Annotated in this window: 11 protein-coding genes; 3 read left to right on the top strand and 8 right to left on the bottom strand. The window is 38.8% G+C overall.

Features of this window, described 5'->3' with window-relative positions:
* Window positions 1-24: 24 nt before the first annotated feature.
* From IRT38_RS10505 to ybaK, 8 genes are all read right to left on the bottom strand, one after another.
* On the bottom strand, window positions 25-2,295 hold the full coding sequence (locus IRT38_RS10505; protein ID WP_194597652.1) for a TonB-dependent receptor: 2,271 nt from the start codon (window positions 2,293-2,295) through the stop codon (window positions 25-27).
* Window positions 2,296-2,304: 9 nt separating this feature from the next.
* Window positions 2,305-3,540: an MFS transporter gene (locus tag IRT38_RS10500; protein ID WP_194597651.1), complete on the bottom strand. Its 1,236-nt coding sequence runs from the start codon at window positions 3,538-3,540 to the stop codon at window positions 2,305-2,307.
* Window positions 3,537-3,908, bottom strand: coding sequence for a protein ActB (gene actB / locus IRT38_RS10495; RefSeq protein ID WP_004281762.1), 372 nt, complete (start codon window positions 3,906-3,908; stop codon window positions 3,537-3,539). Before actB ends, IRT38_RS10500 begins: the two co-directional genes overlap by 4 nt.
* A complete protein-coding gene (acbD, locus tag IRT38_RS10490) occupies window positions 3,905-4,543 on the bottom strand; it encodes an acinetoferrin biosynthesis acetyltransferase AcbD (protein ID WP_194597650.1) in 639 nt (212 codons plus the stop codon). The genes actB and acbD overlap by 4 nt, the downstream gene beginning before the upstream one ends.
* Before the next feature lie 27 nt (window positions 4,544-4,570).
* Complete coding sequence (gene acbC / locus IRT38_RS10485) at window positions 4,571-6,388, bottom strand: acinetoferrin biosynthesis protein AcbC (protein WP_194597649.1); 1,818 nt, start codon at window positions 6,386-6,388, stop codon at window positions 4,571-4,573.
* On the bottom strand, window positions 6,385-7,866 hold the full coding sequence (gene acbB, locus IRT38_RS10480; RefSeq protein ID WP_194597648.1) for an acinetoferrin biosynthesis monooxygenase AcbB: 1,482 nt from the start codon (window positions 7,864-7,866) through the stop codon (window positions 6,385-6,387). The genes acbC and acbB overlap by 4 nt, the downstream gene beginning before the upstream one ends.
* Window positions 7,859-9,643, bottom strand: coding sequence for an IucA/IucC family protein (locus IRT38_RS10475; protein WP_194597647.1), 1,785 nt, complete (start codon window positions 9,641-9,643; stop codon window positions 7,859-7,861). Before IRT38_RS10475 ends, acbB begins: the two co-directional genes overlap by 8 nt.
* 316 nt (window positions 9,644-9,959) lie before the next feature.
* A complete protein-coding gene (gene ybaK / locus IRT38_RS10470; RefSeq protein WP_194597646.1) occupies window positions 9,960-10,427 on the bottom strand; it encodes a Cys-tRNA(Pro) deacylase in 468 nt (155 codons plus the stop codon).
* Between the two features lie 161 nt (window positions 10,428-10,588).
* Between ybaK and IRT38_RS10465 the strand changes: the two genes are divergently transcribed.
* The 3 genes from IRT38_RS10465 to IRT38_RS10455 all read left to right on the top strand — a co-directional run bounded on the left by IRT38_RS10465 (window position 10,589) and on the right by IRT38_RS10455 (window position 13,995).
* Window positions 10,589-10,894 (top strand): hypothetical protein, encoded by a 306-nt coding sequence (locus tag IRT38_RS10465; RefSeq protein WP_004915688.1) that lies wholly within the window; start codon window positions 10,589-10,591, stop codon window positions 10,892-10,894.
* Between the two features lie 196 nt (window positions 10,895-11,090).
* On the top strand, window positions 11,091-12,464 hold the full coding sequence (locus IRT38_RS10460) for an ABC1 kinase family protein (protein WP_194597645.1): 1,374 nt from the start codon (window positions 11,091-11,093) through the stop codon (window positions 12,462-12,464).
* 244 nt (window positions 12,465-12,708) lie between these two features.
* Entirely contained in the window at window positions 12,709-13,995 is a 1,287-nt protein-coding gene (locus tag IRT38_RS10455) for an acyl-CoA dehydrogenase family protein (protein WP_194597664.1), read from the top strand.
* Window positions 13,996-14,025 lie beyond the last annotated feature (30 nt).

Below are 14,025 nucleotides of genomic sequence, written 5' to 3'. Positions count from 1 at the left end.
CTAAAAGATGCCTTTTGGATAAGATTAGTACTTGAGAGTGTAGCTCAAACCATAGGTACGACCTTGAGCAGCCAAGCTCGAAATATCGCCGTAAACCGTTGAAACTGCTTGGCTATAAACAGACTTATAGTCAGTATTCCACACGTTATATACACCAAAACCTAAAGTCCCTGGACCTGCTTTTGCATTGGCAATCACATCCATCACTGCAAAACCTTTGATTTCTGCTGGTGGACGAGTACTACCATTCGCAATCGCATCTTTACGTGCTTCATCCGTACCATCAATAGCCAAAGCTTGTACTCTTAAGCCTAAACCATCATTGAATTGCCAGTCGGAATAAACCGTTGCTTTCAAAGGTGCTACACGAATTGCATCTAACTCTTGCCATTTACCATTTGAGTTTTTGAACTGACCACGTGTATAAGCTAAAGTCCCACCTACATTCCAATCATCTGAAACGGTATATTTGACATTACCTTCAACACCATACACACGTTCATCTGTATCAATAACTTCAATTGCAAAACTTGGAGGACCAAATTTTAATGACTTATCAGATTTGTTATAGAACGCCGTGATCCCTGTGCTTAATGCATCATCTTGTAGACGCCAGCCCAACTCAAAACTATTTACTTTGATTGGATCAATTGTTTGGTTACTTACGACAAAGTTTGCAGGAACATCTCTTAGCATACGTTGTACATCAGGTAAATTTGCACCTTGCGAGAAATTTGCAAACACCTGTTGTGCATCAGTTAAATGATAAAGTGCGCCTACATTAAAGAGTGTTGCATCATGCTTAACTGAACCACCTTTTAAAGTTTTAGCTTGGTATGTTGGAACGAAATCGGCAACCATTGCTTCAGAATATGGAACTGAGTCTTTAACATCACTATCGATGCGCTCATGACGAATACCAGCTTGTAGATTTAAGCGATCAGTTGCTTCAAATTGACTTTGTAAGAAGAAACCAAGCTTTTCAGTATCTACCTCAGGACCAAAAGCATAATTATTTAAAGGCTTAAACTTAAGACCATTACTACTGATAAAAGTATTTAGATCATAAAGTTGTGCTGTTTGTTTGCCATTTTCTTTATCATAATCTACGCCATAAGTTAGATTTAATGCACGTTCAGCCAGATTGAGTTTACTCTGAAGTGCTAAACGAGCACCAAAAACATCAATATCTGTTTCTGATTGAGTAACAATAAATGTTCTTCCACCTGGAATGGATGCATGTGCTAAAGCATTTGCACTTGGGAAGAATCGCCCTTTTTCAGTACGATAATAGGCCTCTGCATTTAAAGTCTGACCAAGAAAATCCTGATTTTCATATTGTGCATTTACTGCACTGCGCTTAGTACGTGGTTGAGTATCAAGCTCTAAACCTTTTACAGCTTTTTGACTAGGTTTTGCCCCTAGAAGTAAAACAGATAAGCCTGGACCATAATCAGCGCCATATTCACTGTCCTGCTCATCATTATAGTATTGCGCACCGATACTTAATTTTTGCTTATCTGCCAACTGCCAGCTTAAACGACCATTCACATCTACAGTTTCAGTATCTTGACGATCTGTTTGTGCAACTTCTGGACCTACACGATCACCTCGACTATCTTGAATTTCACCGCGTTGTGTATAGCTAGCACCTATAAAACCACTCCAATCCCCTTGGTTAAATGATGCAGACTGAAACGCTTCATAAGCTAAAGCATCACTTTTGAAATTATCACCTGAAGTAACGCCGAGTTTGGTTTCAAAATTTACACCATCACCCGAACCTCTTTTGGTGATGATATTGATGATACCACCTGTAGCACCTGCACCATAAATACTACTTGCACCTGACACGACTTCAACACGTTCGATCATGTCTGGGCTAATGCTATTTAGCTGACGTGAACTATCGCGTGAGCCTGTTTGAGGAACACCATCAATCATATATTGCACAGTACGACCACGCATGGTCATCCCATAGTTACTGGTCGTACCTGAACTTGGTGTTAAAGATGGAACCAACAGTCCTAAAATATCTGCGGTACTTTTACCAGCAGCAGCTTGTTTTGCAATGTCTTCTTGGCTAATACTGTAAACAGTTCCCGCAATCTCAGCGATACTTTGAGCTGAGCGAGTTGCTGTCATAACAATTGGTGCCAGTTGAGTTGGCTTCTCAGCCTCAACCGTTGCACTTTGATTTACGGTTGAAGTCTGCTCGACATTTTGAGCATAAAGTTGCGTACTGATCGCCAAGCTGAGCAGTGTTAATGATGTCGAAAGTGAACGAACTTTCATAAATGACCCCTAGATGAGTTGTTGCGTTTGTTTTGCTTTGCTAATAAGCAGTTGACTAAGCAACACGCTTAAAACAGATGAAACTGCGAGAATGAGATAGAAGTTTCCATAACCATATGCTTTGGCCAAGAAACCTGAGACTGCACCGCCAATGAAATAAACCAATAGTTCGAAGCAAACTAAAATCGTAAAATCAGTACCAGCTTGTTCTTTGGAGCTGGTCTGCATGAAATGTGCATACAAGGCTGTCATCGCGATATAGCGGATGGCAAGAATGACAATGACAAAGCCACCAAGAAGTAAATGCCATTGATTCAACCAACTGAGTAAAACCGCAACACCCAACAAGGCATAAACCAAACTACGTGCCCAACCAGCCCAGATCAGCAATTGTGTTGCGGCTATTTTTTTTAATAAAAATGCAGCTGAAACAGCAGCTAATAATCCAATCCCTGCACCTATTACTGACATCAGTACGCCGATCTGTGCCAACGACCATTTCTGATCAATCAGCATCGGATTCAGCATCGCCATAGCTGGTGCTTCGACAATTCGATAACATACGATCAAGGCTAATGCCCATAACATTTCTGGACGTTTAAATGCACGGATCAAACTTGGCGGCTGTTTTGAGATTTTCTCTGCATTTGATTTTTCTTTAATTTGGAAAATAGCCAACATCGTCAATGCTGTCATAGCGGCTAAGGAAATCAGTGCAGTTTGCCAACCATAAAGCTCATACAGCCATAAAGTTGCTGCTCCACCAACCATACTGCCAAGCGCAACACCTATACTTTGCGCCATACTGCCTAGTCGATACTCAGATTCTGAAAAGGTTTCGACCGTATAGCCATCAATTGCGATATCTTGAGTTGCAGCAAAAGTTGAAATCCATAAACCGACAATAACAAATACACCAAGACCGTAATCGAATTGGGTAAGTGCCAAAGCAACGCCCCCCAACACCAAAGCTATTTGCGTAAACAAAAGCCAAGTTTTACGTTTACCGAGTTTTTTGAAATAAAAACGATCGATTAGTGGTGCCCAAAAAAACTTGAATGCCCAAGGAATATAGAGCAGCGACAACATGCCAATCCAACGTAAATCTACGCCTTGATGACGCAGAATCGCAGGTAAGGCCACATTATAAAAATACAGTGGTAAGGCATGCGCGAGATATAAAACCACCACGACACTCAGGCTCAAGGCTGAGACTTTCTGAATATTTAATGAATTTTGATTCATAAATACCTCTGCAAAGCCCATTGTGTGGCTTCAGCTTTATCTACGCTCACAAAATATGGAACATGCCAAGCTTTGTGCAGAGCTGGTGTATCCAATCGAATACGATCTTCTTCATCTTGAGCAATACGAGCAAAACCCAAGCAATATTGGTAAAAATCTTGTTTATATTGTTTATACCACTTGCCTTGGATTGCTCTATATTCCTCCGGAAATTCTGTATTTGCATCGGTTTGCATGATCAACACAAAATTTCGCTGATGTTCGAAATAGTGCTGAATTCGTGCTAACCATTGTTCAAATTCTGCAACAGAGACATTCGCCGCAAAGCGCATGTCTAAGATATGCATTTCATTGATATATAAGCTCATATAACACTCAGGAGTTTGGCTGGCTGATCTGCTAGCTGTTGTTGTGATGTTTGGTAATATTCCCCAAACTTGTTATAGAAAGTTTCTCTAAAGCAGTAGTACAACATCGCTGTTTTTTCAGGCATCGGTATTAAACGTTGGCTTTCATAACAAAGCTCTGCCACCACTACTGCATAAGGTTTAACGGTATGATCTGGCTCACCCACAATTTTTTTAGCTTTCGAATGTTCAAAAATGTAAAAGCTGAGTAAACGAATGGTTGGTCTCAAGAAACCTTTGCCAAACACAGATTTGTCACCAAACAGGAGATGCCAACCGAGATCATTGTCATCACCATCGTAATAACGACCTAAACGATCTCGTTTACCTTCATAAATTTCGGTATAGCCCACATCTTTGCCATCAATTCCGACGATTAATAAACGGTGATGGTCATCTGCTAACATTTTGTCGAAGTAAACTTGTAACTCTAGTTCCGATTTATTTAACTGCCACTGAGGAATTACATGTGGCTCATGCATCCATTGATGTAATAAAGGAATATCCTGTGGATATTGCACTTGGCGTAAGTAGTACTGTGTACCATCTTCAAAGTATTCAAAATAATCTGGTAATTGCTGAGAGATTGTTTTCATATCGAACCTATAAAATGACGAATAAAATTAGCCCGCTTTCGCTTGGCGTGGTTGTTCTGCCCATGTTTTCAATGTTTCTGGGCTAACTGGATTTGCAATAGGATCAAGGAAGACAGGAACAGGACGTTCTGCTTCATCGTTATAACTTGTGGTAAATAGACGTACACGGTTTAGACAAATTTTGGTGTAACTTGGACGCAGCATGGCGAATTTATCAGCACGTTCAGCCAGTTCTGGATGTTTTTGGTTAAACTCAACAATCGTTTTGGAAATGGTCTGCCAAAAATCAAGCTCAGAATATTCAGGATAGTCTTGCAAGAACACATTACAGATATAACGGTAATGCACCATGAACAGACCAGTGAAGATAAAATGGCTTAGATCGGTCGCTTCGTGACGGAGTAATAAATCTGCTTCAGATGGTAACTGAGTTAACTCAGGAAAATCCTCATCCACTAAATTGATGTCGTCAATGAAGTCTTTTAATACCATGGCTTTCGGCACACCATTTTCATGTACCAACATCGTGTTTTCGCCGTGTGGTGAAAATGCCAAACCATAGCGATACAAGCAAAGTAACAATGGACTCATGCACACTTGAGCAAATTGAGCTAACCAAGCTAAAGGACTTAATCCTGATGCTTTGATCAGCACGCTCAGGATCGATTGACCAGAAATATCACGATGTAATAGAGCTGCTTGAGAGAGAACTTGTTGTGATGAATCAACATAGCGATCAACACTTTCACGCCACAAACAACCGAATAGTTCTTTAAATTGATATGGTGCGCCGTCAATGCGGTCAAAACATGGCTGGTCAATGGTTAAAGTTGCAACCTCACCCAAGAAAATCACACCTGTATTTTGTAAGTCTTGATCTTGTTGATGAATCTGTTTTAACCATGCGGTCACTGCTGGAGCTGCAAGATTACGTTTTGAGGGTAATCCACGATAAACAGCAGTATTAAAAATACTGACTGGCAGTTTAATGTAATGACGTTGTAGATTTGATGTATTGCATAATGTGCGAATGGACTGCATTGGCACATAACTATCTTGACTAATATTCAGTTCAATAATTTTCTGATCAACAATCTCATTGGCATAAGTTGGCACGAGCCATTGGTGCCATTGCCATGCATGTACGGGAATCAAAAAATAATTTTGAGGGTCTAGATTTTTTTCTTTCAAAATTTGGATGAACTGTTGCAGCTCATTGGCATCAAATTCATGTTGATATAAACCACATGCACTCCAATCTTCAGTGCTTCGATACTCTGCTAAATCACGATGTACAGCTAACCACAACACTTTAACTTCAGGAGAAAGTTCTGGCGCTGAGCTAAGATAATCATCATAACCAAAACCCATACGCCCCTTACTCATGATGAGCCAAGGATGACCTCGTAGCATGCCTTCAACTTTGTAATGAGGCTCAGTCAAAACCGCTGTGCTTGGCAAACGCGTTTCATTGAACAAATGCGCTTCTGCCAACCAAGTATTATTCATTTCTTTGATCAAATATGCTTTGGTAAATGGCTTTACATTAGAACTGTCAGACATTGCGACAATAAACTCATGTAAGTTCCAAGCAGGTTGATCATTTTCCTGACTGTGAGTCACATCACGTACTGAAGCTTTCTGAATATTCCAATGTCCGAGTAGATATTGATGTCCTTGAAATTCATACTGACGATTGCCTAAATCTAAGCGATAATGCCCTGCTGACAATGCTTTAACTTCAATAATTTCTTCATATAGAAACTCTGCAATCGCCATTTCAATAAGACGTTGCCCTGCGGCACGCCATTGCTGCTGATTAATTTTTAAAGTTGCAAAGTTCATATCAGTTTCTCATAAGTTGAATGTACAGAAGCAGTTTGTGTCCATTTATTAGCACCACGACGATTAGGATGCGCCGTCATCACGTTCTGTTCTGTTTTCTTGAAAATTGAATGGTTTTTATTGGGAGAATTTTCGCAAAGGCACTCGTTTGATTGTGCTTTGTCATCTGCCATACAAATTTTTGGATTTTGAGAGAGATTAAAGTGTTGGAATGTCTGCGCTTGATTGCCTAATTCATAAAGAGGCTCAGCAAGCACTTGATTAATGATCGTTGCTGCACGATAAGCACCAAGACCTAAATCAGGTGTGCCGACACCATGACTATGCATTTCTTGATTTTGAACAAAGATATGGCCATTCAACCTGTGTACAACGCGATAGTCGTCTGTAATCTGCCAACGCTGTTTATGATCAAACTCGATATATGGCTTGAGCAACTGCATAAAACCAAAATCAGGTGTGAAATAACCCGTTGCGGCTACAAGAAAATCACAGTCGAGATGAAAAGACTGAGCTGTAGCACGATGCTGGAAATGCAGTCGGATTTTTTGTGTATCCAATGCTTCTGCATCTTTCAAATCACATTGACTATGCAAATGTGTCTGTATGCTTTGACCTGCAATGCTACGGTGATAAAGTCTTTGATAAATTTCCCGAATGGTTTTTGCACTAATCCCCTTGTATAACAAGGCTTGTTGCTTTAACTGCTGCTCTTTCTGCTGTGCAGACAAATCATAAAAATGTTGTGCATAATCAGGGCTAAAATGTTCTAAACCTAATGGCGCATACTCCATTGGGAAGAAACCTTGAGAACGGGTAAACCAATGCAAATCAAACTGATGATTGTCGGTATCTTGCTGTTCGTCAAACAAGTCGATAAACACTTCAGCTGCGGATTGCCCCGAACCTAGTACAACAACATCGCCATGTAAATCTGTATCTACATGCATCATATACTGTGCTGAATGCAGACATTGTTGCGGACGGACTTTCTGAATCTTTGCCAAACATTCAGGCAAATAAGGCACATTACCACTTCCAATCACTAAATGACGGCATAAATAACTTTGCTGAACACCATTTGATTCAACGACTACTTTAAAACCTATCGTTTGGGGTTCAATCCTCAAGACACGAGATTGGTATTCGATACAATCAAGTTGTTCTGCAACCCATTGGCAATAATGGTTATATTCACAGCGCGGAATATGTGGCTGCTCTAAAAAGTAAAATTTATACAAACGTTGCTGATGACGCAGATAATTTAAAAAGCTAAATGGACTGGTTGGATCAACCATCGAAACCAAATCAGCCATAAACGGTACTTGCAATACCGTATTAGGTAGTTGCATACCTGCATGCCAATCGAATTGCGCCTTTTGCTCAAAAAACACGTAATTGAGTGAGCTTTTGTTTTGTAGCAAACTCGCCAGACTTAAATTAAAAGGTCCTAGACCAATTCCAATAAAATCAAGCATAACTGACATCCTTCCGTGAAATACGCAGTGGATTTGGCAGTTGCACGTAAACAGACTGATTTTCGACAGGCGCGATCAATTCGTCTAACTCATGCAAGCGTGTCAGCAAGTTACCCTTATAAGGCAGAGTTGAATTGAACAGTAATCCTTGCAATAAGGTGCTATCAGGATATTGTTGTAATTGTTCTTCTAAAAATTCAGTTAAATGCGCTAACAATTCATCTTCAGTGATATAGCCTGTCGCACCGATGGCATTAATAATCCCAAACAAAGTATTGCCGAAGAAATAATAACTAAAACGTTCATCAACAAAATCTTTCGGACCTACCGCAAAGGCTTTTTCTTTCAGTTCAGGTAGCGCTTGTAGAATTTCATTCGCAAACTCTTCAATATAATAAAAACCTTGGTTATCACGTAACCATAAAGTTTTAGGAAAATGATTTTCGAGTTCCAATAATACATTTTGTTGATGTGACTCAAATGCCATACCGAAACGATGGTACAGATACATCAAGGGTTGCAAACTGACTTCGAGGAAACGAGTAAACCAATCTAAAGCAATCTCTGAAAAATCCATCTCAGGATGAGCTTTTGAAATCTTGGCAAATAATGCGTTAAAACGATTTAAAGATTTGCTTGGATGATCCTGACACAAGGATGCAATACAAGTGACTTGCTGTTGAGGATGGAAAGGCTGATCTCTAAAAATGCAGATACTTTCATTAACCACTTCATCATCAATTTTCAAGGCGATCCAAGCTGGGTCATTGACTGCCTTTAAACTTGGACATTTTTTTAGAATATTCTGACCAAACTCACTGTGACACAGACGATGTGTTAATTCACCACGATGACACTCTTTGGCTAAATTCACTCGAATAGAATTGGTAATCATCACAGAAAGAGATGGCTTCACCATCCACGGAGCGTTGAAGCTTGCCAATGTACGAATGGATGTTGTTGGAGAGAATTGCCAGCCACGTAAACCTAAATCAATCAATTGCCCTGTTTGCTTCAATCGTTCAAACCAAGCTTTACCCTGTAAATAACGAGCTTGCCAAGGATGCAATGGGAGTAATTTATATTCGCTATGGGTTTTAACTAGATTGAGATCATTTTCAGATAAATACCACTGTAATGCCGTTTTTAATTGCGCTGAAATAGGTTCATCAGTCGCACTACCTTCCGCAATGAAATCTTGGTGCACTAGCCAATAATGAAGTTGTGTCTTGCCTTTGTGTTCAGGTGAAAACTTTAGCCAATCCTCATGCACAAAACCTGTTCTACTTTTCGGCGCTGGGTGCATGCTATGCCCCAAAATCAATGCCTGTTCAGTTTCAATAAAGCTTTGACCAGCTTTAACCAAGTCATCAAAATCAGCTTCACGTTGTATTAAAAACTGTTGCAGTGCATCACGGCTTTGAATCCACTTTTCTAGTAAAGAAGCAGCATCCAAAGGTAAAGATGATTCAGAAACTAGTTCTTCAAGTAATAACCCAACGATTGCAACTGGACTGAATGATTTTGGCTGACCTGAAATTACGATTTGAGGAAGATTAGCTAACCGATGTCTACCAACACGGCTGACATAAGATAATGGGAAATCACATTGAGCATGAATAGAATTAATCGGAATAGATAACAGCGTCAAACCTTGGCTAAACGCTTGTTGTTGCGGACTTTGCTGTGTTTTATTAAGCAAGTGACCTTTGCCAGTTTCTTGCGTATATGCGTTGACGAAATGTTGTATCGCCAACCGATTGGCAAGTGATTGCATCTGTCGGTATCCTCTATAAAGAGAGAGTTAGTTTTTTTTCGAATGTTTGAGCTCAAAACACTTCTCAAATACAGCAACGACTGCATATAAGATTAAAGTAATGATAATAATTATCATTTATAATAGCAATTACAATATTTTCCTAGCAGTTTATTATTCAAAACATTGATTAATATAGATAAAATAAAGAAATAGATGATTATAGATACAAAAGATAATAATTCTCATTATTATATATTCTAATGAGAATCTGAAATTTTATTGTTTTAGTAGATTAAAGTATTAAAGCATAAGCTATAGGTGTCAGATAAAGTCCCTAACTATCCAATAGATCAGAGAAAGTTGCATTTAATAACTTTGCTAGATCATTAGGATCTAAACCAATATCCAGCCCTCTTTTCCCACCACTGACATATATTTTATTAAATGTCTGAGCCGTCGCATCAATGACGGTTTTTAGACGTTTCTTCTGCCCTAATGGACTAATTCCACCAACTAAATAACCAGTCAAACGTTCAGCATCTTTAGGATTTGCCATTTGTAATTTCTTACATCCCACCGCTGCTGCAACTTTTTTTAAATTGAGTTGATGGTTTACAGGTAAGATCGCAATAAAATAATTTTTTTCATCTGTGACCATTAATGTTTTGAAGACTTCTTCTACACGTAAATTGAGTTTTTCAGCAGCTTCTAAACCAAAACTCTTCGCGTTAGCATCATGTTCATATTCATGAATCGAGAATGCTATTTTGTTTTTTTCCAATAACTTAAAAGCTGGTGTCATTTGATATCTGGGTTATTTCGATGATTCTTAAGTTTGATAAGTGTAGCATTTTAAAGAAAATATTTTCAATTTGCTTAGGCTATTTTGAATAGTGTTCTTGATAATTATTTTTCAAACCTTATATAAAGACTGAATGCAATTGAGAAAGGCGCAAAAACTTCATGAGTTATAAACATAATAATCTGATGGCGATGCGTCAAAGCTACTGGGATGATGAATCTTCTTCTACCGTTCAAGCTGAAAAGCAATTTCTCCGTGATACTTTGGTTGAAGAAGGTATTTTCGAGAATGCGACTTTAGACGACACCAAGTACTTTTTCTTCACATTACCCAGTATTATTATCGTGAAAGCTCATGCTTTAGGTTTTCATCATAGTATTGTCAAACGTATGTTGATTAAGCATATACATACAAACCGAGCAGCTCTAATGCGTAAATCAGCACTAAAAATTCAGTTTAAAATTTAGTACATATGTATAAATAGCTGACTTAAGCGACCTCTAATTTGCTTAGGCTATTTAAATATTGTTGACTTAAATCACAAATTTAGACTGATAATTCAAGCGATTGAACTATTTTAATACGTTCAAACGCTGTAATATCCACTACAATTTAACTCTCGGCTTTCCTCCCCCTCCGATTTCAGCATAGGATTTTTCTTTCATGTCAGATCAGAACGATAAGCTCAAGAATCTAAAAACCTCGTCTGTGGATCGTCGCTTATCTATTGCAAAAGCTTCTTTACTTGCTGGAACTCGTTGGGCAACTGCAAGTGCTACCTCTATGTTTTCTAGTGAGGAAGAAAAAGAGAAGAAACGTAAAAAAGCGATGGCTGATCAAGCCCATTATTTGGTCTCTGAAATTGGAAAATTAAAAGGTTCAATTGTTAAAATTGGACAAATGATGGCTTTATATGGTGAACATTTCTTACCAGAAGAAATTACTCAAGCACTCAATACGCTGAATAATCAAACTGTTGCTTTAGCATGGCCTGGAATCAAAGCGCACTTACATGAGCAACTAGGTTCGAAACTCAATGATCTAACGATTGATCATGAGCCAATCGGTACTGCATCATTGGCACAAGTTCACCGTGCAATTCGTAAATCTGATGGTTTAGAAGTTGTATTGAAGATTCAATACCCTGGTGTTGCAGAAGCGATTGATTCTGACATGAATCTTTTCAAAAACATGCTGAAGCTCACACGAATGGTTCCTCAAACACGTGAGTTCGACCAGTGGTTTGATGAAGTTCGTGAAATGATGCACCGTGAAGTGAATTATGACATTGAGGCAGCGACAACTCGACGTTTCGCAGAACACTTGAAAGATGACCCGCGTTATATTGTTCCACAAATTGTTGATGAATTCTGTGCTGACAAAGTTCTATGTATGACATTTGAGCGTGGAGTACCTATCAACAGCCCTGTTATGCTTTCTTTACCTCAAGAGCGCCGTAATCAACTTGGTGAAGCTTCACTAGAAATTGCAGTACGTGAGCTGTTCGAATGGGGTGAGATGCAAACTGATCCTAATTTTGGTAATTACCTTGTCCGCTTAGGCAATGGTGATGATGTAAAGGATAAGATTGTATTGCTCGACTTCGGGGCGATTCGCCAATTTGATGACAATTTACTTTCTGTCGCACGTAATCTTATCCATGCAGGATATGATCATGACAAAACTGCTATGGTTAAAGCGATGACAGGTTATGAATTTTTTGATTCGATGCCTGAAAGTGTAAAACCAGGTATGGCGGATGTGTTTTTAATTGCGACCGAAGCTTTTAGTAACCCAAGCAATAATCCTGATATGCCTGCTGGTGTGATGGATGAACAAGATCGTTATGATTGGAAAAAAAGCCAACTACATAGTCGCGTAATGCAGCAAGCTGCTCAGTCTATGGCTTCTCGTTATTTCTCAGTCCCTCCTAAAGAATTTATGTTTATTAGCCGTAAATTCATTGGTGCTTATACTTTCATGACAGTGATCGAGGCGAAGACAAATGTTCGCAAAATGATTCGTCAATTTGCATAAACTAAATTAATTCAGTCATATTGACCAATCTGCTCTGTCAGTTTGGTCAATTTTTTTTGCTATAATTTTTTTAATTTTTTTAAATTATTTTAAATTATTTAAAAACATAAACTTATTTATCTTTATTCACTTAATTAACCCTTTATCCTTCTAATATTGACACGTCAAAGAAGACATAGTTTTTTTAGCTTTAGCATGCGAGCATAAATTCACAATCATCCTCTAGGATAAAATCATGTCAAATATGATGAATAAGGCTCAAGGTCTCGGGCTATCATTGATCACTAAAATCGCAGGAAGCGAAGTGCTCGATCAACTCAAATTAAGAAAGTTTGTAGAAAAGTCACTATACCAAGGTTCAAAAACTGGTTTTAAAGTTCTAACAAAAACTCAGAAAGCTTTTAAACCACAACCTATTGATAAACAACGTTTACCAAATCAAGTAAATAAAAATCTATTTGATTTAGGATTGACTGAAGAGCAACAAATGACATCAGATGCGATGTCACAATTTGCTCAGGAAGTGCTTTACAATTTAGCGCATGATGCAGATCACAATGCACAATTCCCAGAAGAACTTTGGCAGCATTTGGTTGATTTAGGCTTGAACTACTATGCATTACCTGAGGCTTTAGGTGGCGTTGCCGCAGAACAAAATATTGTCAGTAATATCCTAATTGCTGAAAACCTAGCTAAAGGTGATTTCAGTCTTACAGCTGGATTATTAAGCACATTCAGCGTGATCAATGCCATCACTCGTTGGGGATCAACACAAGTACAAAGTATGTATTTGTCTTGCTTTGCTGAAGACACAGATATTACAGCGACATTTGCATTTCAAGAAGCGACCCCTGCATTTAATCCATACCAATTAAAAACGAAAGCCACTGAACAAAATGGTCAGTACTATATCACAGGTGAAAAGACTTTAGTCGTTTTAGGCGATACATCTGATGTCTTCCTTGTCAGTGCAGAATCTAATGGTCAACCTGATATTTTTGTCGTGCAATGTGATGAAAGTATTGCCATCAAATCAAATCCAGCGATGGGTCTAAAAGCTGCTGAAACTGCTACCTTACAGTTCAATCAAACTCCAGCTTTACGATTAGGTGATGCTGATTTCGATTACACAGCATTTGTAGATCTTGGTAACTTGATGTGGTGTGCGATGGCTGTAGGTACATGTGAGGCGATTAAAGCATACTGCATCAAATATGCAAATGAACGTACAGCTTTCGGTGAGCCTATTTCTCATCGCCAAAGTGTTGCCTTCATGATTGCAGATATGGCTATTGAAATTGATGCAATGCGCATGTTGGTACTTAATGCAGCGAGCTTAGCTGAAGCGGGTCAACCATTTCATCGTGAAGCTTACCTTGCAAGACTTTTGTGCGCTGAAAAATCTATGAAAATCGGTACGGATGGTGTACAGATCCTAGGTGGTCATGGTTTTACCAAAGAACACCCTGTTGAACGTTGGTATCGTGATTTGCGCGCTACTGCAATCTTACATTCTGGCTTACATGCTTAATTGATCATTCGAGGATATTACAATGAATTT

The sequence above is a fragment of the Acinetobacter sp. SK-43 genome (assembly GCF_015351505.1).
Lineage (GTDB): Bacteria > Pseudomonadota > Gammaproteobacteria > Pseudomonadales > Moraxellaceae > Acinetobacter > Acinetobacter junii.
This window is presented reverse-complemented; position numbering and strand designations above follow the sequence as displayed.